The sequence below is a fragment of the Phaeocystidibacter marisrubri genome (genome assembly GCF_008933165.1).
Classification (GTDB): Bacteria; Bacteroidota; Bacteroidia; order Flavobacteriales; family Schleiferiaceae; genus Phaeocystidibacter; species Phaeocystidibacter marisrubri.
The window spans coordinates 1,406,332-1,432,140 of sequence record NZ_WBVQ01000001.1; the positions used below are offsets into that span (position 1 = coordinate 1,406,332).

At 45.0% G+C, this 25,809-nt stretch carries 20 protein-coding genes and 2 tRNA genes; 14 read left to right on the forward strand and 8 right to left on the reverse strand.

What is annotated here, in order from left to right; all coding sequences use genetic code 11:
- Positions 1-17: 17 nt before the first annotated feature.
- The 4 genes from F8C82_RS06275 to F8C82_RS06290 all read left to right on the forward strand — a co-directional run bounded on the left by F8C82_RS06275 (position 18) and on the right by F8C82_RS06290 (position 4,160).
- The gene (locus tag F8C82_RS06275; RefSeq protein WP_151692695.1) at positions 18-674 is read left to right on the forward strand and encodes a hypothetical protein; all 657 of its coding nucleotides are present in this window, start codon (positions 18-20) and stop codon (positions 672-674) included.
- Positions 675-676: 2 nt separating this feature from the next.
- Positions 677-3,103: a TonB-dependent receptor gene (locus F8C82_RS06280; protein ID WP_151692696.1), complete on the forward strand. Its 2,427-nt coding sequence runs from the start codon at positions 677-679 to the stop codon at positions 3,101-3,103.
- Between the two features lies 1 nt (position 3,104).
- Positions 3,105-3,335 (forward strand): hypothetical protein, encoded by a 231-nt coding sequence (locus tag F8C82_RS06285; RefSeq protein ID WP_151692697.1) that lies wholly within the window; start codon positions 3,105-3,107, stop codon positions 3,333-3,335.
- Positions 3,336-3,527: 192 nt separating this feature from the next.
- Positions 3,528-4,160, forward strand: a complete 633-nt coding sequence (locus F8C82_RS06290) for a hypothetical protein (RefSeq protein ID WP_151692698.1) — start codon at positions 3,528-3,530, stop codon at positions 4,158-4,160.
- Positions 4,161-4,186: 26 nt separating this feature from the next.
- On the opposite strand, the gene F8C82_RS06295 is transcribed toward F8C82_RS06290, so the two are convergent.
- Positions 4,187-4,795, reverse strand: coding sequence for a thioredoxin family protein (locus F8C82_RS06295; RefSeq protein WP_151692699.1), 609 nt, complete (start codon positions 4,793-4,795; stop codon positions 4,187-4,189).
- A gap of 147 nt (positions 4,796-4,942) precedes the next feature.
- On the opposite strand from F8C82_RS06295, the gene rocD reads away from it, so the two are divergent.
- The 6 genes from rocD to F8C82_RS06325 all read left to right on the forward strand — a co-directional run bounded on the left by rocD (position 4,943) and on the right by F8C82_RS06325 (position 10,759).
- Positions 4,943-6,187, forward strand: a complete 1,245-nt coding sequence (rocD, locus tag F8C82_RS06300) for an ornithine--oxo-acid transaminase (RefSeq protein ID WP_151692700.1) — start codon at positions 4,943-4,945, stop codon at positions 6,185-6,187.
- A 15-nt stretch (positions 6,188-6,202) separates the two neighbouring features.
- Positions 6,203-6,535, forward strand: coding sequence for a DUF3291 domain-containing protein (locus F8C82_RS06305; protein ID WP_170266172.1), 333 nt, complete (start codon positions 6,203-6,205; stop codon positions 6,533-6,535).
- An 84-nt stretch (positions 6,536-6,619) separates the two neighbouring features.
- Positions 6,620-8,167: a S8 family peptidase gene (locus F8C82_RS06310; protein WP_151692702.1), complete on the forward strand. Its 1,548-nt coding sequence runs from the start codon at positions 6,620-6,622 to the stop codon at positions 8,165-8,167.
- Positions 8,168-8,191: 24 nt separating this feature from the next.
- Positions 8,192-9,625, forward strand: a complete 1,434-nt coding sequence (gene rlmD, locus F8C82_RS06315; RefSeq protein WP_151692703.1) for a 23S rRNA (uracil(1939)-C(5))-methyltransferase RlmD — start codon at positions 8,192-8,194, stop codon at positions 9,623-9,625.
- A gap of 1 nt (position 9,626) precedes the next feature.
- Positions 9,627-10,223 carry a class I SAM-dependent methyltransferase gene (locus F8C82_RS06320; protein WP_151692704.1) on the forward strand — a complete coding sequence of 199 codons (597 nt, stop codon included), beginning with the start codon at positions 9,627-9,629 and terminating at the stop codon, positions 10,221-10,223.
- Positions 10,224-10,255: 32 nt separating this feature from the next.
- A complete protein-coding gene (locus F8C82_RS06325; RefSeq protein WP_151692705.1) occupies positions 10,256-10,759 on the forward strand; it encodes a phosphoribosyltransferase family protein in 504 nt (167 codons plus the stop codon).
- Here F8C82_RS06325 and F8C82_RS06330 read toward each other — a convergent pair whose 3' ends face one another.
- On the reverse strand, positions 10,760-11,338 hold the full coding sequence (locus F8C82_RS06330) for a nitroreductase family protein (RefSeq protein WP_151692706.1): 579 nt from the start codon (positions 11,336-11,338) through the stop codon (positions 10,760-10,762).
- The gene (locus tag F8C82_RS06335) at positions 11,317-11,835 is read right to left on the reverse strand and encodes a shikimate kinase (RefSeq protein ID WP_151692707.1); all 519 of its coding nucleotides are present in this window, start codon (positions 11,833-11,835) and stop codon (positions 11,317-11,319) included. Before F8C82_RS06335 ends, F8C82_RS06330 begins: the two co-directional genes overlap by 22 nt.
- A 186-nt stretch (positions 11,836-12,021) precedes the next feature.
- Here F8C82_RS06335 and F8C82_RS06340 point away from each other — a divergent pair.
- Positions 12,022-12,094, forward strand: a tRNA-Lys gene (locus F8C82_RS06340).
- Between the two features lie 59 nt (positions 12,095-12,153).
- Positions 12,154-12,237: transfer RNA gene (locus F8C82_RS06345), tRNA-Leu, on the forward strand.
- Positions 12,238-12,281: 44 nt separating this feature from the next.
- Here the strand turns inward: F8C82_RS06345 and F8C82_RS06350 are convergent.
- The 5 genes from F8C82_RS06350 to F8C82_RS06370 form a co-directional block, all read right to left on the reverse strand.
- On the reverse strand, positions 12,282-12,986 hold the full coding sequence (locus F8C82_RS06350; RefSeq protein WP_151692708.1) for a DUF3307 domain-containing protein: 705 nt from the start codon (positions 12,984-12,986) through the stop codon (positions 12,282-12,284).
- Entirely contained in the window at positions 12,983-13,585 is a 603-nt protein-coding gene (locus F8C82_RS06355; RefSeq protein ID WP_151692709.1) for a hypothetical protein, read from the reverse strand. Before F8C82_RS06355 ends, F8C82_RS06350 begins: the two co-directional genes overlap by 4 nt.
- Before the next feature lie 127 nt (positions 13,586-13,712).
- Positions 13,713-20,696, reverse strand: coding sequence for a cadherin-like domain-containing protein (locus F8C82_RS06360; protein WP_170266173.1), 6,984 nt, complete (start codon positions 20,694-20,696; stop codon positions 13,713-13,715).
- A gap of 263 nt (positions 20,697-20,959) precedes the next feature.
- Positions 20,960-21,667 (reverse strand): LytR/AlgR family response regulator transcription factor, encoded by a 708-nt coding sequence (locus tag F8C82_RS06365; protein ID WP_170266174.1) that lies wholly within the window; start codon positions 21,665-21,667, stop codon positions 20,960-20,962.
- The gene (locus F8C82_RS06370; protein ID WP_151692712.1) at positions 21,654-23,534 is read right to left on the reverse strand and encodes a sensor histidine kinase; all 1,881 of its coding nucleotides are present in this window, start codon (positions 23,532-23,534) and stop codon (positions 21,654-21,656) included. The genes F8C82_RS06365 and F8C82_RS06370 overlap by 14 nt, the downstream gene beginning before the upstream one ends.
- Positions 23,535-23,668: 134 nt before the next feature.
- Between F8C82_RS06370 and F8C82_RS06375 the strand changes: the two genes are divergently transcribed.
- On the forward strand, positions 23,669-24,904 hold the full coding sequence (locus F8C82_RS06375) for a YaiO family outer membrane beta-barrel protein (RefSeq protein WP_151692713.1): 1,236 nt from the start codon (positions 23,669-23,671) through the stop codon (positions 24,902-24,904).
- A 25-nt stretch (positions 24,905-24,929) separates the two neighbouring features.
- Positions 24,930-25,802, forward strand: a complete 873-nt coding sequence (locus F8C82_RS06380) for an alpha/beta hydrolase (RefSeq protein ID WP_151692714.1) — start codon at positions 24,930-24,932, stop codon at positions 25,800-25,802.
- The last annotated feature ends 7 nt before the right edge of the window (positions 25,803-25,809 follow it).

A 25,809-nucleotide genomic window follows, 5' to 3' on the forward strand; every position in this document is an offset into this window, starting at 1 on the left:
TTTACCTTTGATGCAACATGAAAAGACTTCACCTCTATATCTCGCTCATCCTTAGCCTTAGTGCTTTGGTATCTGCCGCTCAAACCGACACCATTCCCGTGGTTCAGGTTTCGGGCGTTGTTATGTCGAACGACTCTACCCGCCAATTCATTCCCAATGTGATGGTTACGGTTCGAGGCAGAGAAGGAACCACTTTGAGCGGAATGGATGGATTTTTCAGCGTTGCCGCTCGTCCGAATGACACCATTGTCTTCCGTCATTTTAGTTTCATCAAGCAGAAACTATGGGTACCTGACAGTTTAACGGGCGAGGGATATTTGTCTGTGGTACTGATGAATTGGGCTACCCACGAACTCGCAGAAGTCACACTATACCCTTGGCCCCGTCCAGAAAATCTCACTCGTGAACTTTTAGCCATGAGCCTTCCTACTACAGAAATGGATCTCGCTCAGAGAAATCTCGCCATTCAAGCCCTCAAAGACAGAGCTGCAGAAATGGGATACGACGCTGCCGAAATTGGAGATTACGTAATTAAAACCCAGAATTACGGGCTCTATAACCAAGGGAGATATTACGGTGAGAATGGTGGTGCTGCTTTGCTAGGTCGACTCACCAATCCTTTTGCTTGGGGTGAATTCTTCCAAGCGCTCAAACGAGGAGACTTCGACGACTAAATATGAAGCAGTTTCTTCTACTTCTTTGCCTACTTCCATTGGCCAGCTTTGCTCAACGGATTGAAGGAACCATCGCCAACTCGGATGGTGAACCCATTGATCGCGCTCTAGTTTCCTTGGGAAATCAAACCGCCTATTCCGATGAAAGCGGCCATTTTGGAATGGATATTCCCTCTCCTCGACCAGAGTATTTCATTGTAGGTAGGCTGGGCTATAGAACAGACACCGTATACATTCCCGATGTTTCCGGCACCTACACCGTTAACCTCACTCTCATAGAATCTGGAGCCGTTCTACAGCAAGTGGACGTCGTTACAGAAGGACGCACGGATCCCACCAATGTTGATATCGACTCTAAAAACCTCGCTTCGCTTTCAGGACCACAAGGTGGTGTGGAAGGATTGATCCGAACCTTGCCAGGTGTGGTTGGTAGAAGTGAACTCTCTTCACAATACAATGTTAGAGGCGGAAGCTTTGATGAAAACTTGGTGTACGTAAATGGAATTGAGGTCTATCGTCCATTCTTAGTAAGAGCCGGACAACAGGAAGGCTTGAGCTTCGTCAATGGTGCGATGGTCGATAAAATTTCCTTCTCCGCTGGTGGGTTTAGTGCGATTTATGGCGACAAAATGTCTTCCGTACTCGACATCACCTACAAGCAACCCAAGGAATTTGAAGGTACATTTCAAGGGAGTTTATTGGGAGGACAACTCGCATTAGGCGGACAATCCAAAGATGGTCGGCTTTCTGCCATTGGAGGAGTTCGATACCGCACCAACCGATTACTCTTAGGTGCATTAGACACCGATGGAGACTTCACTTCCAACTTCTTTGATGCGCAAATTCTCTTGGGCTACGACCTGAACGACGAATGGCGAATTAACTTCTTGGGAAACTATGCCGTGAACGATTATCGCGTAAAACCAGGGACACGTAATACGCAGTTTGGCTCCTTTCAAGAAGCATTGCAGCTTACCGTCTATTTCGACGGGCAAGAGAACTACGATTACACCACCGCATTCGGAGCCATCAGCACAGAATACAAACCCAACAGAGATTTAAACCTCAGCTTTTACACGTCGGCCTATCAAACGGTAGAAACCGAATTTGTTGACGTTATAGGTCAATACCGACTAGGAGACCTGAACACCAATTTGGGAAGTGATGACTTTGGAGAGATCGCAGCCGTTCGAGGAATTGGAGGATTTCATCAATATGCACGGAACACCCTAGACGCGATAATCTTCAATTTGGGTCACCGAGGCGTATACCACCTCGAACACGGCAGCCTCTATTGGGGTGGACGAATTCAAAGGGAAGACATTGTTGACCGCTACAAAGAATGGGAAAACATCGACAGTGCGGGGTACGCGGTTCCTCACCGCCCCACTCAGGTAATTGTTGGCCCGAATGACACGGTATACATCCCGAGAGATCAACTGGAAATTTACCAGAGCTACGATACTCGAGGAGCTGTAGCCAGTTTCCGATCTACGGCCTACTTGGAATACGTACTTCCGTGGGAAGCAGACTCCCATCAATATCGTCTCACGACCGGAGTGAGAAGTCAGCATTGGTCGCTAAACAACCAAGTTACAGTGAGTCCACGTGCGAGCATAAGCTGGCGACCTGCACACTGGAAGCGATGGTTATTCAAAGCGGCCAGTGGTTTCTATCATCAGCCGGCATTCTACCGAGAAATGAGAAACTTGGAAGGTGAGATCAACCGAGATATCCGAGCTCAACTTGCTGTTCACTACGTAGTGGGCGGATCGTATTCCTTCAAGATGTTCAATCGCGACTTCGTTTGGAACAACGAGATTTACTACAAAGACATGTACAATCTCATTCCGTATGAAATGGATAATGTCCGCATTCGTTATTCTGCACAAAACGAAGCACGTGGACGAGCATACGGTTTTGACACCCGCATTAATGGAGAGTTTGTAAAAGGAGTTGAGAGCTGGGCCTCCCTCTCTCTATTCCGAGTGGAAGAAAACATCGAAGGAGATGGGCATGGTTATATTCCTAGACCAACCGATCAGCTTTTCAGCTTTGCCATGTTCTACCAAGATTACCTCCCTAAAGATCCTACTTTCAGAGTTACAGTGAATTTGGTGGTTACCGGAGGATTTCCATTTGGCGCACCGCAAACCCCAAGATACACGCACACCTTACGCAGTCCGATGTATCGTCGTTTAGATTTGGGGTTCATCAAAGTGCTTCGAGAAAGCGGAAAAGAATACCACAATAAATTCTTCAAATCCATAGACGAAATGTGGATTGGACTTGAAGTATTTAACATGCTTGCTGCTCGAAACACTGTTTCTTATCTATGGGTAAGAGATGCCAGTACCGCTCGGCAGTACGCCGTTCCAAACTATCTCACTTCGAGATTGTTGAACCTTAAATTACACGTTAGCTTCTAATATGAGAATTGCAGAACAAATTCCTCACGATACATTTCGCATGGTTATTTACGTAACCGACAAACACTTTATGCTTGAGCTAGAAGCTGGTCCGATGCGACAATCCTATCGGTACAGCAAAGAGGTGTTTCCCAATGTAGAGAGCGTGAAGGCCGCAATTACTCCGGAATGGCTGGACAAAGTCCACGATCATTTCAATAGCATGTACGCGGATTGGAAGCAAACCCTCTAAGTGTCAAATGTTAAAGAAGTGTTTAAATCAAATATCACCTGCGGACTTCCTCATCGATAGTCGCCTATCTATGTGAGGGTAGTTTTTTATAGGTTAGGTTTTGAGGCCATTTCGACGCCAGTTGAAATGGTCTCTTTTTTTGCCTTCTCTCCAGAGTTCCGCGTACGATTTGAGAGAAACATCAGTTACAACATGATGAGACTCCTACTTCTCCTTTTATTCACCCCCATTCTATTACAGGGTCAGTCTGTTGAACTCAGTTCGAAGTACATCCACTATCACTATCCCTTTATTCAACCGCTAAAGGTACTGGCCTATAACATCGACTGTTCTGAGGTTACCGTTTCCATCAATGAAAAAGAATACGAGCCCAATGCATTCTGTGAAATCAACATAGGAGATCAATTTCCATTTGGCTTTTCAGGGGTCGTGAATGCCGTGATATCCTACCAAGACACCAGTTTTGAACAGAAGTTGTACATCCCTGCCCTTCGAAGCACTCCCGCTATCTATGGAAGGTCAGGTTTCGCATCGTACTCCTATCGTGCATTGGAAATTGGGTTGAGCCACATGACCATTTACTTTGATACTTATTGTTCCGAATTCACTAGCGGTTTTCAAATACACGATTGGAAAACAATAGTATATAGACTAGGACAAGAAGTGATGAATCAAAGACAATCTAAGAGCGATAGCACCTTTGTTCACTTTCAACTCTATCCTGGTGATGTAGTGGTAATCGACAGTATGCGCTATTCTATCCCAGCAAAAGCAGACACCCTCTTTCAGTACACCACCGATCCATTCATCGCGGTAGCCCAATAAAAAAGGGAGCCGAAGCTCCCCATTATCTATGCCATCACTTCTGTGAGTGCATCTGTCAATTCTCGTATGGTTTCCTTCCCTCTATCCTTCGCATAAGCACCATGTGCTCGGGCATACATCTCTGATTTCGGAACATCTTGCTTCTCCTTCCAGTCGTCTACAATCGCTTGCATAGCGGCCGGACGAGGTCCCCAAGACCCCAAAACTTCAGAGGTGTCGGCATTCATTCGAATCACCTTTGGAATACTTCGCGTGCCATTCGTCTGGAACGCATCCATGATATCGAGATTTTCATCTCTCAGGATGAACTTCACCTCAATACCATCTATAGCCTCTTCCATTTTAGACAAAACCGGGACAATTTGCGAAGCATCTCCACACCACCCTTCAGTAATCACAAGCCATTTCTCTCGGATCGATTGAGCATTGAGCGCTTCCACCGTTTCTGCGGGGATTACGACAGTTTTGTCGCCCCTATCCATGCGCTTGTTGTTCAGTTGGGCATATTCTATCATTCCCTCACTTTGGTCAGGACCCGTTGTCTTCCCATCAGCTAGAAGATCAGAAAGCATTTTTCTGTATTCCGCATAATTCCAACCTGTGTTAAAGGCTTCAGACAATCGCTTTGCATCCATATCGGTATATCTTAAAATTCGATTTGATTCGACGAAATTACATTGTACATCTTACAACACAGTGACAAAGATTACGTTCACGCAACCTGCAAATCAATTGGGCAGCCATTCTCTATCCCCTATCTTTGTAGCTTAAAGACTCAGACTATGCAAACAACAACACGAACAGAAGAACTCATTGCTCTAGAAGACCGCTACGGTGCGCACAACTACCATCCGCTACCGGTTGTACTTGAGAAGGGAGAAGGCGTTTTTGTTTGGGACGTAGAAGGAAAAAAGTACTACGATTTTCTATCGGCGTATAGCGCTGTAAACCAAGGACACTGCCACCCACATCTCGTGAAGACCATGTCCGAGCAGATCCAAAGACTTACCCTTACCAGTCGTGCTTTTTACAACGCAGAACTCGGTAAGTTCGATAAATACATGTCGGAAACCTTTGGTTACGACAAAGTATTGCCCATGAATTCAGGTGCCGAGGCCGTTGAAACCGCGCTCAAACTCTGTAGAAAATGGGGTCACGAAGTAAAAGGTGTGAAGGAAACGGAAGGAAAAATCATTGTGTGTGATCAAAACTTCCACGGTAGAACAACCACTATCATCTCCTTCTCATCAGATCCAGATGCAAAAGATGGCTACGGCCCATACACTCCTGGGTTCGAAACCATTCCTTACAACGACATCCCTGCATTAGAAGCTGCACTTCAAAGCGACGATGTGATTGGTTTTATGGTAGAACCTATCCAAGGAGAAGCGGGTGTAGTAGTTCCAGATAACGATTACTTGCCAAAAGCTGCAGAGCTATGTCGTAAGCACAACGCTCTATTCATTGCAGACGAAGTTCAAACTGGTATTGCCCGTACAGGAAGCCTATTAGCCGTTTGGGGTGTAGGTGAAGAAGGCGAACAGTTAAAGCCTGATGTACTCATCTTAGGTAAAGCTCTTTCGGGAGGTATGTACCCAGTTTCTGCAGTATTGGCAGACGATCCTGTGATGTTGACCATTCAGCCCGGACAACACGGTAGTACTTTTGGTGGAAACCCAGTTGCTGCTCAAGTTGCCATTGCCGCTCTAGAAGTAGTGAAGAATGAAAATTTAGCAGAGAATGCTAAGGAATTGGGCGAGCTGTTCCGCTCAGAAATGCAGCGGATCATCGACCAAAGTGATCTTGTAACCCTAGTGCGTGGAAAAGGCCTCTTGAATGCCATTGTCATCAACGATAGCCCTGATTCTAAAACGGCCTGGAACATCTGTGTTCGCTTGTCGGAAAATGGACTATTGGCAAAGCCTACACATGGTAATATTATTCGTTTTGCTCCACCATTGGTCATGACCAAAGAGCAACTTTTAGACTGTGTGTCTATCATCGAGAAAACACTTTCTGAGTTCTAGTCGTATATTGACAACATGTACGTCACTATCACTAAGCTCAAACTCAAGACGCCTTTTCACTTTTTCAGCCTCTCGTTGCACGCTCTAAAAGTGAAAAAGCAATTAAAGAACTCTCCCTGTGTTCGTGCGAAATTCACTGGAATGGGAATGACGCATTACACCATGTCACTGTGGCGAACCAAGGAGGATTTGGAAGCTTTTAGTAAAAGTGGTGCACATCTGAATTCAATGGTGAATGCGAAGAAAATCGCTGGCGAAATTCAGGTATTGACGATAGACAGTATGAATTTAATGCCGTGGAATGAGGCGAAGAGCTTACTCGCGAGATCAAGAGTAATCAAATATTAAATTCTTCCCTTTGGCGCGATCTATGATAAGCAGGAGCACAGGTTGCTCCTGCTTTTTTTATATTCAAACCTCTTAAAACGCTCGATGAAAAATTTACTTTCCATACTTCTTTTCGTTCTTGTTTCACAAGTTGCTCTCGCTCAAACCGAACGCATTTTCATCACCACAGAATCTGGGAGCTCCCCCCACTTCCCCACTGTTATTGGAGCTCAGATTGGTCAAACACCTTTTGAAATACTACAGGTTTACACATTTAAAAAAACACCCGTATCCATTTGGATTCTGGAAGTTGAAACGGATGACCTGCCATCTGTCCTCCTCCGCTTAGAAGCCTCACCAAAAATTCTAACCGCTGAAATTGACGCAGACATGTGGGCATCGGATATGGAAACATACGATGCGAATGACCTCCATGTAGGTGAACAATGGTATGGAGAGAATACAGGGGCAAATGGCAATGAGAATGCCGACATCGATCTACCGGAAGGTTGGTTCATTGAAAGGGGAAGCCCGAACATCACCTTAGCGATTCTCGATTCAGGTATGAAGCTGGATCATCCGGAGTTTGCCGGAAGAATCGTCAATAACACGGCTGACCCCATCAATAATATTGACGACGATGCCAACGGTTACATCGATGATGTGTCCGGTTTCGACTTTGTAGATCACGACAATCATCCCGGCGATGAGAATGGTCACGGAACAGCCGTAGGAGGAATTGCCGCTGCCAATGGAGATAATATTATTGGATTTGCTGGGGTTGATTGGAACTGTAAAATTCTCCCTGTTCGCGTTTTGGATGAAAATGGCCGAGGTTCATATTCGAAAATCGCTGCTGGAGTGTACTACGCCGTAGACAATGGGGCCAATGTCATTAACATGTCACTAGGTGGAGTTTCCGAAAGCAACAGCTTAAAAAATTCGATTCAATATGCCTACGACAACAACGTAACGGTTGTCGCAGCCTCTGGAAACTCCAACACCAGTGTGCCTCAATTCCCTGCGGCTTACCCTACCGTTATTGCCGTTGGCGCTACCAATTGGTTCAATGAACGATGCAGCCCATTCATGCTTACAGGTAGAGGCGGTAGCAACATGGGGAAACACCTATCCGTGGTTGCGCCAGGAGATATGATTCCACATTTGAACTACGAAGACGACTTGGACTATTCTAGCGTTAATTCAGGCACCAGCCTTGCCAGCCCCATGGTTGCAGGACTTGCCACATTGCTACTGGCACAGGATTCAACGCGTACAGCGGCCGAAATCAAGTACCTCATTCAAGCTTCAGCGGTAGATCGAGTTGGACCAGAAAACGAAGATAGCAGAGGTTGGGATCAGTACTATGGATTTGGTTTAATCAATGTTTACAACGCTTTAAGCGGTAAATTCCCCATCAAAACAGAGAGCTACATATCTGTTTACCCCAACCCCGCTTATGCGAATGGAAAGTTCCATTTGGGAGGTGAGGCCAGCGATTTGATCATTTCAACCGTGGATGGTCGTGTCATCATCAACTACAAAAACCTAAGTGCGGGTATCTACAACCTTCCTCAAATGGCGGCAGGCTATTACGTCATCAGCGTTGTGGCCCCTACTGGATTTTACATCGAACGCTTCACCGTTTTGTGAAGTTGAAATGTACCTTTGCGGCGTATGGCAAGAAGAAAAAAAGGACCGCTCTTCATTGACGATGTAACCGTTACTGGAGCTGGCGCGAAAGGCAAAGGGGTTGGTAAAACCGAAGATGGTCAGGTTGTATTCATTCAAAATGCAGTTCCTGGCGACCGTGTAAAGGTTAGAGTTTTTAAGAGAAAGAGAAGCTTTGTGGAAGGTAAGGCTGTGGAATACCACGAGCTCTCCAAAGACAGAGTTCAACCCGCATGTGAGCACTTTGGCACCTGTGGTGGTTGCAAATGGCAAAACTGGGATTACTCCAAACAACTCGAATACAAAGACTCTGAAGTTCAGAACAACTTGGTTCGTTTGGGTCATGTTGAAGTGGAAGAATACCTTCCCATCTTAGGCTGTGAATCCGACTACTTCTACCGCAACAAAATGGAGTTTTCGTTCTCCAACAAGCGATGGATTACCGAAGAAGAAGCCCAATCAGGTGCCGAACTGGGTACCACAAACGCGTTGGGTTTCCACATTCCAGGTATGTGGGATAAAGTCCTGAATGTCACAAAATGTCACCTACAGCCAGATCCGAGCAATGCCATTCGCAATTTCATTCGCCAATACGCATTGGATCACAACCTAGAATTTTTCGACTTACGCGAACAAAGCGGACTTCTCAGAACCGTCATGATTCGCACCGCATTGAGCGGCGAAAACATGGTATTGATTCAATTTTACGATGATTTAGTAGAGGAAAGAGAAGGGTTGATGAATGCACTCATCGCTGAATTCCCAGAGATCACCTCATTGCTATATACGATCAATCAAAAGGGCAACGACAGTATCTACGACTGTGATGTTGAAGTATTCCACGGGAGAGATCACATTTTTGAAGTGATGCCGGCCTATTACGATCCATCAACCGAGTTGCGATTCAAAGTAGGTCCAAAATCCTTCTATCAAACCAATCCAAAACAAGCGCATTCCCTTTACGTTCAAGCTCTTGAATTTGCTGAATTGAAAGGAGATGAGCTGGTTTACGACTTGTATACAGGGACGGGAACCATTGCGTGTTTCCTCGCTCAAAAAGCAGGAAAAGTGGTTGGAATTGAATCGGTTCCTGATGCCATCAAAGACGCAAAGTTCAACGCAGAAATGAATGGACTGAATAACACCACTTTTGTGGTTGGCGACATGAAAGATGCGCTTACTCCTTCGTTTGTTGAAGAGCACGGAATGCCTGATGTGGTTGTAACTGATCCACCTCGCGATGGGATGCACGCAAAAGTGGTAGAGCAATTGTTGAACATGAAGCCGAAACGCATTGTTTATGTCTCGTGTAATTCAGCAACACAAGCGCGTGATTTGGGACTGCTTCAATCGGCTTACCGCATTGTTAAGTCGAGAGCTGTAGATATGTTCCCACAAACGCATCACATTGAAAACGTTGCCGTATTAGAACTCAAATAACATGGCCTCAGAACGCGAAGAACTCAATGCGGAATATTGGGACAGCAGATATGTAGAAAAGACGTTTGGTTGGGATATTGGATATCCCTCCCCAGCGCTCATTGAGTTTGCCTCTCAATTTAATGTAGACACGAAAATCCTCATTCCGGGTTGCGGCCATGCCTATGAAGGTCAGTGGCTATGGGAAAACGGTTACACCAACATTCACCTGCTCGACTTCAGTTCAACGGCTAAAGAGCGCTTCTTAGAACGCGTTCCATCTTTTCCTGAAGAACAGTTTTTTGTCGGTGATTTCTTTGAGCATAACGAAACCTACGAACTGGTACTGGAACAAACGTTCTACTGCGCTCTCCAACCAGAACTGCGCGATTTGTATGTGCGCAAAATGAGAGAACTCCTTGCTGAGGGAGGAGCTTTAGGGGGACTTCTATTCACCTTTCCCCTCACCGAAAGTGGCCCACCCTTTGGTGGATCAATGGAAGAATACAAACGTAGGTTCTCTCCTTACTTCGAGATCAAAACTTTGAGTGAAGCCCACAACAGCATACAACCTCGCAGTGGAAAAGAGGCCTTTTTCCACGTCGTAAAAACCGCTTGAAAACGTATCTTTCCGGCAGAAATTCAACCAGCATGAGCACGAAGCGTACGATAGTAATGGACGAAGCAACGATTCGAAGAAAAATTGAACGAATTGCTTGGGAAGTGTACGAACGTCACATTGAAGAAGATGTGATTTATCTAGTAGGCATTACCGGTACCGGTTACCTACTTGCAGAAATGCTCGGTGCATCTCTACGTCAAATCAACGCTCCTAAAACTGTGCTTTTAGAGCTGAATATGGACAAGAGAAATCCCTTGGGTGAAAAGTCTCTTCTCGGCGAACCTAAAGACTTGACCAACTGCTCTGTGGTGGTGGTGGATGATGTACTCAACAGCGGATCTACCTTAATCTACGGCGTTCAGCACATTCTAGAGCAAGAGGTGAAACGCTGTACAACCGCAGTACTTATTGATAGAAATCACAAGCGTTTCCCTATTAAGGCAGACGTGAAAGGGCTTTCACTGTCTACATCGCTTCAAGAGCATGTAGAGGTTGATTTAACCTCCACATCTCCTGCAGCCTATCTTCAATAATTAACGCTCCCAGCGTACTTTTGAATCAATCGAAGAGATTCGTCGACCCGTTGGCCATTCTCCTTCGTATTCACCTATATAAAGGAAGCCCATCGCACTGTCCTCTTCTCCTGTCCATCCCAGGGCTTTGGTCATGCGTTCATCGTAGCCCAATGCTCCGGTACTCCAGTATGCACCCAATCCGAGTTCTGTAGCAACGAGCCACATGTTCTGAACGGCGGCTGCAACGGCTTGCGCTTCCTCAATTGCTGGAATCTTTGGGTTCTCTCCCCTCTTCATGCCAATGGCGATGACATGAGAGCTCTGCTCCACGCGATCACGCAACTTGCCCAAGCGCACTTCGTTCTCGCCGTGATCTTCCACCTCCAATTGATTAATCATGGAGATTAACTTCTCCTTTCCGGCACCGGTAAACACTACAAACCTCCAAGGCTCCGTGTAACCGTGAGTAGGAGCCCAATTTGCCGCTGATAGAAGCTTTTCAATGAATGAATCGTCTACCGTGTTGCCAGTGTACTTATCTGGTTTGATAGTTCGTCTTTTCGCAATGAGTTGCTCTATACTTGATGTTTCTTGCATGCTGTTCGTATTTCTGCACAAATTTGTTCTTCTGTTTTCCCATCGCAAAACACGATGTGATGGGCTTTCTCATAGTAAGGTCGACGATCAAATACGTGTTTAGCTACAAACTCGGGTAGATCGGATTTGTTCACTCCATCGAATAACGGACGGCTACTGAGTTCATTCTCGATTCTAGACACGAGAGTTCTTATGGACCATTGTAGGTATACGACGAACGATTGCTCGAGTGCTACGTCCATATTGTCATAATAACACGGAGTACCTCCTCCTAAAGCAAGGACATTCTCCGCACCCAATTCCCGGTGGAGTACTTCTCTTTCTAGTTTCCTAAAAGACAATTCTCCCTTTGTGCGGATGTACTCATGAACGGAAATTTGAGCTTCATCTGCGATTCTTTGATCCAAATCGGCAAATGGCAACTCCATTTTCTGTGCGAGAAGCTCACCTAAGGTCGACTTTCCCGCGGTCATATATCCAACTAAACATATTTGCATGGCCCAAAGGTAGCAAAGGTCTACAGCGATTTTGAAAATTTTTCAAGTTGATTTTTAGAGGCTTAAATCATTCTCCCGAATTTTATTTCACCTAGGGTTTGGAGGATAAGATAAAGCCCTTATATTTGCACCCGCTTTGGAACGGTAATGACGCGCTACTACAGCAAGACATTATCTCCAGCGAATGACTCGATAGCTCAGTTGGTAGAGCAATACACTTTTAATGTATGGGTCCAGGGTTCGAGCCCCTGTCGGGTCACAAAAACGAAGGAGCAGCTAATGCTTCTTCGTTTTTTTGGCTTTAAAAGTCAAATTTTAGCCCGGGTGGTGAAATTGGTAGACACGCCATCTTGAGGGGGTGGTGACCTTATGGTCGTGCTGGTTCGAATCCAGTTCCGGGCACTCTCATATCCTGACAATCGTCAGGATTTTTTTTTGCCCCTACTCTACGTAATCCAATTGTACAATCCACCGCTCAACATGGCTAGCCCAAAGCTGAGTAAGGTTCCGATTAAGACGTATTCCGTCTTTATTCTGTGATCTTTCTGAGAAAGGTCGCCGAAGCGGAAAATGGATTTGGCTGCCAGCAGGAAACCGATGCCCTGCCAATAGTTCAAAACCACAAAAGCAAACACAAACACCCTTTCCAACATGCCAATGATCAGTCCTGCTTTGCGCATGGATTCATCCATCTTAGAATCGGTGAGTTCATTCAACACTGAATTCAACACCATGCGAATCAAAACCGAACTCACATAGGTAGCCAATAGCAATCCAATAGCCAGTGCGTAAATCGACTCCAAGGATAACTCGATGTTTGAAAAATTCACTCCATCTCCATAAACCACAGCGGCTATCACCATCAAGTGAGCAAGCTGATCGAGAAGAAACAGAGCTACTGCCCTCTTCTTTGAATAGAATCGATCTTTTAGAAAGTCTATTCCAAAATGGGATGCGCCGATGACGGGTATCATCCAAAGTGTATCCACGCTAAACCCAGTGAGCAAGGCCACCAAAATCATATGTACCAGAACGTGATAAACTCGGAATACGAGCCCTTTCCCCTTCTTTCTTCTCTTTTCTACCCATTGAGTCGGCTGAAGAATAAAGTCGCCCAGCAGGTGCGCTAAAACGAGTTGCAGTACAATCATCTGAAGTGCTTTTCCATTTCGTCTTCAAAATACTTCATCGCATCCAGAATTTCTGTCATTCCGGTCCTAGACATTTTGATACTCCACGCGCTTTGTGAAATTCCCAATGCCGATGCCGCTTCCACCTGAGTAAGCCCTTCGTTCTTCAGACGGAATAAAACGGCCTCCGACTGATTTGAAGTCCATCGATCTATGACCACATTCATCAATCCAAAAAGCACACGCATTTGGGTGTTTATGGATTCATGCGGACAATGAAAGGACATTATAGTCTTCTTTTTGTCAAGTCCTCTCCCCGAAAAGATAAATGCTTGTCCATTGGATTCGTGAAGAACGTCCCTTCTCTTATCAACGTCTCCAACCCCAATAGATATGCGAGCGTCTCGACCATTTTCAACGCGTACCGCAGCTCTGATCTTCAATGCCATTTTAAGCGCTTCGCTAGGCTTGCAAATGAGCTGGAAGGAATCTCCACGAAAGATCTCCCAATCCCTTCCTTCAACCCCGTGGTCGTTTAATTCCGACTTTAAATAATTGAGCCATTCATCGTGTTGGGATGCACTCGACTTAACAATATCTCCTGTGAGTATGGCGTACATAATTATATTCAAATACGTAAATAATTATAAATATAAGCAAATATGTATATATCTAAAGGTATAACCAATAAAAATCCCCCTCACGAAGCGCAAGGGGGATTTCGTCCTAAGCTAACTACTACATTGCTTAACGAACAACTACCCAGCGGATAGTTTCTGTTCCAGCAGAGCTACGTACAATAACGTTGTACATACCTGCAGGGAGTTCAGTAGAATTCAAGCTGAACTCGTATTCGATTTCAGAAGTTAGACTTCCAGAGTAAACATTAGCGATAACTGCACCTCTCGCATCGCAAACAGAGATGACAACATCCACATCTTCACCAGCGTGAATCGACAAGGTGGATAGGTCTCCTGTTGGGTTAGGATATAGTGCAGTGTGGAACATGTGAAGATCTAGGTGATCATCGTCCTCCACTTTAGCATTGTCTGTACATGGTCCGAGGTAATCGCCGTGACCCAGGTGTGCAGGAACTGCATTTGAGCTTACGCTGATAGTACCCCAAGTGTACTCGTTCTTCTTTCTGCGAAGGTGACACAATACAACTTTGTTTGGATTGTTAGGATCACGAGCATCAACCACGTTCACGTGAATTGAGCGTTGAACGGAACAACCATTGGCATCCGTTATAATTACCGTATATGTGGTAGCAACTTGTGGACTTGCTGTAACCGACGCAGTGTTGGTTGCGCTAAGGCCTGTTGATGGGAACCACTGATAGGTGTACCCTGCAACCCCTCCTGTAGGAGTAACATCCAAAGTCACAGACTGAGGACCATACCCTAAGAAGATAGTACTATCAAGCTGACCAGCAACCAATTGGTAAGGAGTCATTGCCTTTGACGCAGCAAGAGGAGTTGGTTCGGTAAGCACATAGCTGTAAGAGTAAGTCTCACCATTGCCATCCGTAACCACTACGTCGTAAGTTCCTGCAGTCAAGCCACTAACATCTTGTGTAGATGCTCCGTTGCTCCAAGCGTAAGCGTAAGGCTCACAAGCTCCACTAACCGTCAAGTCGATAGAACCGTCCGCTGAACCGTTACAGCTCACTCCGTAGCCATTGTAATCAGACACGACTTCTGCAACAACAAGTGGTGACTTAACAACCGTCACAATAGCAGTACAAGTACTGATGTTGCCATTCACGTCAACCGCAGTCAATGTCACCTCATTGTCGCCTTCATCTCCACAATCAAAGCTTGAAGGAGAAACACTCAAGGATGCAATTCCACAGTTATCCGATCCCGATGCGAATACATCTGCATAAGTGATCCATGCTGATCCTGCTTGAGGAAGATCTACAATAACATCTTGACAAATAATAATTGGAGCGATTTCATCCACCACCTCAACAGAAGCAGTTGCCGTGGATGTATTACCTGCAGCATCCACTAGAGTAAGAACCACTGATTGGGTTCCCACATTCGAACAGTCGAATGAACTCACGTCGATGGTTGCAGATACAATTCCACAGTTGTCGTATGATCCACCGTCAACCTCAGCTACCGAAATTGAACCACTTCCGCTTGCATCCAATTGAACAACAAGACCAGAATTTACAACCGCTGTTGGAGCAGTGTTATCAATTACAGTTACTGAAGAAGTTGCAGAGCTGCTGTTACCAGAAGCATCGGTTACCGTCATCGTTACTGGAACAACAGTTCCTGCATCTGCACAAGAGAATGTAGAAACATCGAGGCTGTACGAAACAATGCCACAGTTATCTGAGCTGTTGTTATCAATATCAGATGCAGAAATACTCGCTTGACCATTTGCATCCAACGCTACAGTGATAGGATTCACTGCAACCACTGGTGCCATGTTGTCAATTACGTCAACAATCGCAGTAGCGGTCGTCACGTTACCCGCAGCATCCGTAGCTGTAATCGTTACGTTTGATCCAGTGCTTGTCGCATAAATTGGAGCCGAGAAATACTTGGTTTCCCCTCCTCCGGTGTTGTACGTTCCGTGCCAGATAAACTGAGCTGGAGCCATTGAAGACAATCCGAAGCCCCAAGGACCAAACCCGATGTTCCCGAGGTAAAGTGGATTCGTGTAATTGTTCCAACCCGTAGAACTCACTTGCCAATCTGCTCCGTTTGTAACGAGAGTTTGAGTTCCATTGGCAAACTGGAATCCACCAGAAAGCTGGAATTTACCCAAGAACATTTCTGGTCCACCTACGTCCGTTGCTTCTACATGGATGTAGTAATCCTGACCTGCAGATAGGTTTGAAGTGAAGTTGTAAGGAATAGACCAGTTACTTCCAGATCCTACATACGTACCTTGAACGTTATCATCGGTAGAAATGTAGAAGTTAAAGGTGTTATCAACGGTCAATGTTGATGTCAACACACCAGGACCACCTGAACCGTTTACAGCTGGAACGGAGTTACAATCAAACTGAGTTTGATCTAGGCTCAATGTTACTCCGCTACAATTATCAGTAGCTGAAGCGACTACATCTGAAGTTGTAATGCTCGCACTACCCGAAGCGTCCAATGCAACGGTAATGCCTTGCGCTACCACTACTGGACCTGTTTGATCGAGCACCGTTAATGTAGTTGTACAAGAGCTGCTCGCACCTTCATCATCAGTTACCGTGAGTGTAACTGCATGTGTACCTAGTCCAAACGGACCAGCCGGAGAAATGCTCAATGTAATTGGATCTCCATCTGGATCGTAAGATCCGCCGTTAAACGCCTGAGCCAATACAAGTGCTTCACAATTTGCATTTGCTGGAACTACACCTGGCGTGCAAACAGCTACTGGAGGGTTATTACAGAAGCTGAACTGGTCGTTGATCGAAATCTGACCGGTCAAATCTGTAGTGTTGCCAAAATTGTCAGTAATGCGAACAGTAATAGTAATGGTCTGATCAACATCAGAACAGTTGTACGATGATCTACCAACAATGGCTACCGTTTGAATACCACAGTTATCATTCAAATTCGACAACACTGAGGATGGATTGATGGTCACTGTACGATTGCTATTCAATGAGAATGCACCTCCTACAAATGAAGCTGTTGGCGCAGCATTATCAACTACAGTTACTACGGATTGCTTTTGAGTTTGATTACCGTGAACATCGGTTACCGTTACAGACACAGTTTGTGGACCTGCGGTATTACAATCAAACTGAGACCTGCTCAAAGTAGTACTGGCAATTCCACTCGCATCGTAAGAGCTATTAATTAGCATGGATGGAGTTACAGAAGCCTGACCATTGGCATCCAAGTACACTGTAATGTTCTTCACATCAACACTTGGCGGTGTAACGTCTTGAATATTGAAAGTGATGTTCGCAGTAGAGGTAGAAACCGTGTTGCAATCGCCTGCTGTTCCACCGTATTCAACAACGTACCCTGCAATTGACCCCACTTGATTCGGGAAGTCATTCCATCTACCATCTTCCCAGAAATGGGCATAATCTTCATTGCCACCGGCATCGTTAGGTTCAGCACCTGTCCATCCGTTGAACATACCATTCACCGCATAACCACCAGAAATAGAAGTTGGGTAACCGAAGAAGTAATTGTACGTCACTTGGTAGAACTGAGTTCCGGCCTCTGGACCTGTCACCCATTTCCAGTTACCTTCTTGAGCAGCATCGCTTGCGCCCATCCATCCCTGACCATTGAGCTTTCCTTTTACAAACTCATTCTCTGATGAGGATGTTACGGTTACCAAGTAACCTTGCATACCGTTATACGTTCTTTGCTCTGCCGCCGCTTTTGCTTGTGTCCAGCTAATACCCGGCGAAGCAACAAACTCGTAGAAGTGACCATTACCACTGTAAACAATGGTTCCGTCGTCTCTCTTCACTACGTAAGAAGCCGTCACTGTTTGACCCGCAGCACTGGCAGGTGTAAACGTAAACGTTCCGTTGTAGTTATCTACGATAGTACCAGAACTTGGATTTGTAACGGCATCTACTTGAAGGGATTGACCGTAAGGATCTACATCATTGCCAATTAGATCAGCAGCTGAGAAAGTGAACGATTGTCCAGGGCTTGCATTAAACGTGAACGAATCATCATTAGCACTGATAGGAAGAACATCAACTACTGTCACTTGAGCAACCGCTGAATGTGAATTTCCAGCCGCATCTAGAACCGTTAACGTCACGGGAACAACAGTTCCTCCATCATTACAATCAAATGTTGATTTATCAAGTGAAGTACTTACTACTCCACAGTTGTCGGTGGAACCACCATCGATATCAGCAACGGTGATGGAAGCTTGACCATAGACATCCAGTGTAACCGTCGTATTGCTTGCAACTGCAATTGGCGAAATCGTATCATTTACGGTGACTACCGCTGTACCTGTTGCAGGGTTACCATTGTTATCTACAACTGTTAATGTAACCGTATTTGCTCCTATGTCACTACAATCAAATGAAGTCACATCTAGAGATAAGCTCGCAATTCCACTTGCATCTGAAGAGTTGTTATCTACATCTGCTGGTGCAATGCTAGCTTGACCACTTGCATCAACATAAACGTTGATATTTTGTGTCGCTACGGTTGGAGGAGTTACATCAATAACATTGAATGTGATCGTACCTGTGGATGGCGTGTTTTGACAATCACCAGGCATTCCACCATATTCTACAATGTATCCTTTGATGGCACTTACGTTATTCGGCCAATCATTCCAATAACCAATATCCCAGTAATGAGCGTAGTGCTCGGTGCCTCCAACATTATTGGGTTCACCTGGATACCAGTTGTGGAACTGGCCACTCACCGTACCGTTGTTCCAGAATACAGTACCCGCTTCTGGACCAGTCATCCATTTCCAAGTACCTTCACTGTCAACATCACTTGCACCAATCCATCCTTCTCCTTGAAGCTTTGCTTTCGCAAATACATCCTCAGACATGGAAGTGATGGTAGCCAAATAACCCTGTTTACCATTGTAAGTCATTCCTTCGGCAGCGGCTTTTGCATTGTCCCACGTAATACCTGGATCACTTACAAACTGGTAATAGTGTCCATTATCTGCAAATACAGTGGTTCCATCCGCACGCTTAACCACATAAGTTGCCGTTACGGTTTGAATCGAAGTTCCTGAAGGCGTGAAAGTGAAAGTTCCATCGTAATTGTCAACGAGTGTTCCTGAACTCGCCGCTGAAACTCCGTCAACTTGAAGAGTTTGGCCGTAAGGATCAACATCATTGCCTACTAGATCAGCCACAGAGAACGTAAAGGTTTGTCCTGGCCCTGCATTGAACGTAAACGTATCATCATTAGCATTGATAGGAAGAACATCATTCACCGTTACTTGAGCGGTGGCTGATCCAACCTGACCATTCACATCTGTAACCGTCAATACAACAGGAACCGTTGTTCCCGCCTCTTGACAAGAGAAATTATACTGACTCAAAGAGCGAGAAAGAATGCCACAAGCATCCGTAGAACCGGCATCGATGTCATCTTCTGTAATAGAGGCATGTCCAAAGGCATCCAGTTGAACACTAATGTTGTTCACAGAAACAGATGGAAGAACAGAATCAAGAACATATACATTGGCTGTACCTGTGTTAATATTTCCATTCACATCTTCAATAGTAAGAGTGACGGTAATGGCTTGCCCCACATGACTGCAATCAAAATGAGTTTGATCAATGGACATGCTCGCAATTCCACAGTTATCAGAACTACCATTATCAACATCAGCTACGGAGATGGATGCATTTCCAGAAGCATCTAGATTTACATATGCATCCTTGGTAACCACCATTGGTGCGAGATTGTCTTCTATGAATACGTTCGCACTAACATTCGTTACATTGCCTGCATTGTCGGTTCCAGTAATGGTTACATTGGAACCTGGAATAACAGGATAGATTGGAGCTGTAAAATACTTGGTCTCTCCACCTGTAGTATTCCAAGTACCTTCCCAAATAAGCTGAGCCGGAGAATATCCAGCCGTAGCACCGTTCCAAGGAGATTGATTTCCTGCGTCTCCAACAAAGTAAGGACTAACGTAGTTGCCCCAACCTGTTGAGCTCACTTTCCAATCTGAGACATTCGTACGAAGGGTTTGAGTTCCGTTTCCGAATTGGAAGCCTCCTGTTAATGCAAAGTTGCCCAGGAAAAACTCTGGTCCGCCTTGGTCGGTTGCTTTAATATGAATATAATAAGTCTGACCTGCAGCAAGATTTACCGAACCTGAATAGGATGAATTCCAATTGGTACCGGATGTCACTACCGTTCCTTGTACGTTGTCATCTGTAGAAATGTACCAAGTGAATTCATTGTCAACCGTCATTGTACCGGTAAGTGTACCTGGAGTTGCAGCGCCCACATTACTGGCTAAGTCATTGCAATCAAAAACAGATTTTGAAAGCGAATAGGTAGGATTTGGATCACAATTGTCACCAAATGCAGCCATGACATCAGCAGGAACAATCACTGCTTGTCCATTTGCGCCAAGAGAAACCGTAATGTCTTGTGGGGTGATCGCTGGACCACTGCCGTCTACAACCGTTAAAGTTGTTGTACAAGAAGATGTCCCCCCTTCGTCATCCGTAACATTCAAGGTGATGTTGTGAGTTCCAACACCAAATGGACCTGAGGGAGAAATGCTAATAGAAACACTACCACCATCAGGATCGTATGAGCTATTGTTGAATGCTTGAGCACTCACATTCACTTGACAATTCTGATCTGCTGATACGGTTGCCGACACACAGTTAGCCACAGGAAGCACATTATTGGTACATGCACTATTGGGATCTGTGATAGTAATAGAGGTAGTACGGGAGAAACGAAAAGATGACGACGGCCTTGTTAGAACACCTCCTGCATCCACAACCGTGTATTGTAACGAATAGGTACCACCAACATCGGAGCAATCAAAAGTGGTTTGACCGGTAATAAGTGCACCGGAATAAAATGAAAAAGGCCCACAATTATTAGGGTCCGTTGTCATCAAGTCATCAATAGTAACAGTGACTGTACCATTGGCATCTAAGGGTAAGTTGATCGCCGTTTCATGAGGCGTTACGCATTGCGCGTACGAATGCGAGCTCATAAAGAAAAGCAAGCCGACAAACACCGTCAGTGCCTTTCGAATAATTCGGGTAGAATTGCGCATAATAAAATAGGTTAGAGTGGTTGCTACATCAATAGACATCGATGAGTCTTTTTCGAAAAATCCTTCAGATAGAAACTCTATCTGAAGGATTACTGAGACCGGTTAGGTTAGTTTAGACCATCCAACTCATCTCAAAGAATGAGACATTTGGTTTCATAAAAGTAGACAGAGAATGCCCGCCCCCTACACAACTGTTGTGAGCGGTAACAAAAATGTTGTTAGCGGTAAAAGTGAATGAAAATCGAGCAGATTCCTACGTAAAACTACTTAGGGAATCGATCTTCAAGAATGTGCTTTATATCATCCCAATGACGTCTGGACACGGGGATTTCAACCTCCCCTACACTCAAACTCTTGGAAGACCACCCCGTAACATGATTCAAGTTGACGGCATAAGATCGATGAGTTTGCAGGAAATTAGAATCCTCTAATTCCTCCAATAAAACCTTGAGTGAACTGCGCTTCAGCCAAGTCTTATCGGCTGTGTGAAGTTCCGTGTAGATATTCTCAGCCTTCACAAAGCGAATCTCATCCACATTCACTCGGGAATAGGCATTGCCCTTTCTTACAACAATAGAAGGCATAGATTCAGCGTGCAAATCCATGGTGGTCATCTCAATGGCCACAAACAGATCCTTTTCTGTAAATGGTTTCACCACATAAGCTCCGGGACGTACTGCTTTTGCTTTTTGTAAGGTAGAAGAATCGGAATACGACGTTAAAAAGAAGAATGGAATCTGCTTCTCATACAGCAATTTAGCAATGTGAATTCCCTCTTCTCCACTCTTGAGATTGACATCAAGCATAGCCAAGTCAAAGCCTCCCGTGTAAATCCACTCTTCAGCCTTGGCAGTTGAATTGGCAATTCCCACCGGAAAATGCCCCAAGTCTAACAGCATCCCTTTTATGGATTCTGCAACAATGCGCTCATCTTCAACAATGAGTATTCTGAGACTCTTAGCGTACATCATTCCCATTATATCTAACTATAGATCTAGAGAGCTGGTTCTCATAGACGTATTCAAAAGAGGCTCCTATGTCTTCTGAAAGAATTTGAACTAAGGACATGCCGAGAGTTTTATTCGCTGCCAAATCAAAGGTTGAAGGTATCCCTGGGCCATCATCGGTAACAGAAACCCACCAATTTCCAACTTCATCCATACTTCCCTCAATTCGAAGCACACCCTTTCTGTTCTCTTTGAAGGCATACTTGAGAGAGTTGGTTAGAAGTTCATTGATGATCATGGCCAGAGGTAAGGCCGACTCAATACTAAGTGTCATTTCTTCACAATCAACCACCCAATCAATTCTGAGTTTCTCATCCTCATAAACTGACAATAATCGCATTAAGAGGTCTTCAAAGTAGGATTGAAGTTGAATCTGAACGATGTCATCCGTTTGATACAACCCTTCGTGAATCACAGACATAGCCTGAATACGGTTTCTCGTCTCCATGAGTGCGCTCTTCGCCTCTTCCGATGCAAGCGATCTTTCTTGGAGATAGATAAGACCACTCAAATTGGCCAAGTTGTTCTTCACGCGATGATGGAGTTCGCGATAGATCATATCCTTCTGCTCCAAGGTCTTGGTTAACCTGTTATTGGTTCGTTCAATCTGTACCCCTTGCTCCGTGAGTTTTTTGAGGTTCTTCTTTTGTTGAAGGAAGAGGTAAATAATGATAGCAATCAAGGTGATCAAGAGAATATTCATTCCGATGAATATCTTCTTCATCCTGGATTCTTTCGTTAAGAGCTGTGACGTTTGGAAACGTTGGTTTTCTGATTCAAGTAAAGCGTTTCGAGCGGAAACTGCACCTAATTTAGCGGACATTTCCGCGATGAGATTACTGTTGTTATCTCGATACTCCAGCATCTTTAAGTCGTGATACTTTCGGATGGCAAACAGTGCCGAATCGTAATCTCCTTGAGCTTCAAAAACTACCCCTCGAGAATCCCAAACATTTGCTTGAACACTCACCCAATTGTGTCTCACCGCTGGACGAAGCATCTTCAACAAGCAATAATCTGCGCTGTCGTATTTCTCATCCAACAAATAGTACCTCGCCATGTTGTGCAACGCACTGGTCCGATCTACCAAATGTCCAAGCTGATCATTGAGTCGATAAGACTTGCGGAAATACTGCATCGGATCCAAGTAATACTTTCCATTTACTCGGTTGTTGTAATGAACATATCCATAGTCTAAGTTCGCTGCCGCACTGTGCCAAGGGAGGTTCAAACTATCACTCCAGCGAATGGCCTTCTGAAGGAGCTCATCCGACTTCTCGTATTCATGATTGCCCATTTCTAGAAGCACCGCGGCATACCGATGCCAAAATCGAATGCGGGTTTCTGGATTCATTTCTGGCTCCAATTCCTGCAAGAGCGGTACGTAATTGAGAGCTTCATCGTATTGATGCGTTGCACGGAGTTGCTCCATGTATTCTACATACACTTTGCTCAACAATTGAGGATCGCCTTCTTCTGTGGCAATAGAGAGCGCTTCGGAAAGCATATCGAGGGAAAAGACATATTGTCCTTTCGATCGATAGATTTTACAAAGTAATAGGTATCGGTAAACTTGTAGGCTAGGTGTAACTGTTGAGTCGTTTACCGCTGCACGTTTTAATATCCGCTCTGATAAGTCGAAATCTCCGATGAGATAATTCGCCAAAGACTTCAAATATCCATCCTCAAAATTAGACATAGAGGTATCTGCCACCCACTGCTGTGGATGGAAATAAACATCTAATTGTCTCTGATCAAATGACTCTTGCGCGTGAGTACTAAAGGATAGACTGAGACTTAATAACAGTGTGAAGGTCAGGTCAATTTTCACAAGGGGGAAAATACAACGAAGTTTTATTCTACACTCATCGTTCGTAATATTACTATTAACAATCTTCCGTGGACTTCTCCCCGTCTCGCTTTTCCTGATTATATTCGACAGCACGCTACGCCATACTTTACTACATGAATCGACTATTCATCACCGTCCTTTTCCTTGTAATTTCACCTCTTGCCTGGGCGCAAGTGAATGCCGACAGCCTTTTCCTAGTAGCAAAGCATCATGTAGAAATTGGCGAGTTCGGCGAGGCTCGCGAGATCTTGAAACCCGCTCTGGAAGCCTACCCGGATTATCACGACATTCGGGTGTATATAGGTAGAACTCATGCCTGGGAAGGAGATTATTCAACCGCCCGTGCCTACTACGAAGCTACCCTTCAACGCGATTCAACATTTGGAGCTGCATGGGTGGCTTTGGGAGATATTGACCTCTGGCAAAAGAACTATGAAACGGCCCTTTCCGATATGGAAACGGGACTGACTAGCGTTTCGGATTCCACCTCGAGAAATGAGATGAAAATCAGAAAGGCCAATGCCTTGTTTCAACTGCGAGAGTATCGCCACACTTTGGACGCCCTAGACGGCGCGTATGGCCCTAGAGCAGATCGACTCCGTCAAAGTACACTCCTTCGATTAGTGAATAACAGTGTTGACCTAACCGGTACTGCAGAATTCTTCAGCGACGTGTACGACAACATGTACTACACCACACTTCAAGCAGGGCAAAGCACTAAATACGGAGTGGGAATCATTCGCATCAATAGCGCTACACGATTTGGAGAAACAGGCATTCAAGGAGAAATCGATCTCTACCCAAGAATCACCGACAACGTGTACGGATATCTCAATTACGGATATTCATCCAACGAAAATGTATTCCCTGAACATCGCTTTGGTGCAGAAATCTATTCTGCTGTTGGGAACCGATTTGAAGCCTCACTTGGTATTCGAAACCTCTATTTTGGTCCGGATGCCTCCGTTACCATGTACACCGCATCACTTAGCTACTACTACAGCAAGTACTTTTTCAGCATTCGCCCTTTCCTCACACCCCAAGACAATGGTACCGATGTCAGCGTAGCTTTTCTCGCCCGCCGGTACCTGAAGAATGACAGTAGAAGCTGGTTGACAGTGAAGGCGAACATAGGCTTCTCGCCTGATGCACGACGAATTCAAGTGGGTGCTGGAGAAAGTGTTTCCATTCTTCAAACCACACAAATTGGTGCTGAATGGCAGCAGGCGTTGTCTACCAATTGGGTTGTAATTCTCGGGTTTAACTTCACCCAACAAGAATTGCCATTTGATCCGGGATCATTTGTTTCCATCTACGCTCCAACTCTGGGAATCAAAAGGTTACTCTAAGCATCTTTTTCGCACCTTTGTAGGCATGAATAATAATGCCGACATAAGTTCGAACGCCACACCCAGCTTTCAAATCCCCAAAGCCTATTTGAGGTATGTTTCGATCTTAGAGTTTTTCAGCTTTAAACTTGCCGCTGCAGAGATCACCAACCGATTCTTCACGCCAATTCCGTTTAAAACTCCAAAGAGAGAAATTCCATTCATCGAGCAATCGAAAGTGGAAGTTATTCCTGTTGGAAAACGACAAGCCACACTTCACACTTACGGCAGTGGAAGTAAAACAGCTGTATTCATACACGGATGGTCGGGACGCGGGTCTCAAGCGTATGCTCTTGCCCCTGTTTTGGTGGAAGCTGGTTACAAGGTCGTAGCTGTAACCGCCCCTGCCCACGGTGACAATCCTGGAAAGAGAACGCACATGTTACAATTTGCCGACGCTTTAAAAGCCACAGGAGAACACATTGGACAAATTGATGCGCTCCTTGCTCACAGCATCGGTGGAGCTGCTGCCTTTAATGCAGTGGCAACAGGTCTCGATGTAAAAGATTTAGTCATTCTAGGAGCTCCCTCTTCTATCCTAGATGTTATTGATGATTTCTGCACCCGACTTCAATTGGATGATCGATACAAGAAGTACATTGAGCACCACTTGGAAACCCATTTCTACGAAGATGTAGAGGCGCTATCTCCACGAAGAAGAGCTGCGGAAATATCAGGAATTCGAGGACTCATTGTTCACGACAAACAAGACATTGATGTGGGATACGAACAGGCAGAAGCGCTGCATCAAACATGGAGCGGCTCTAAGCTCTTACTCACTGAAGGATTGGGCCACAGGAGAATTTTAAGTGATGAAACGGTACTGAATACGGTTGTGGAGTTCCTTACTTCAAATTAATACCAAG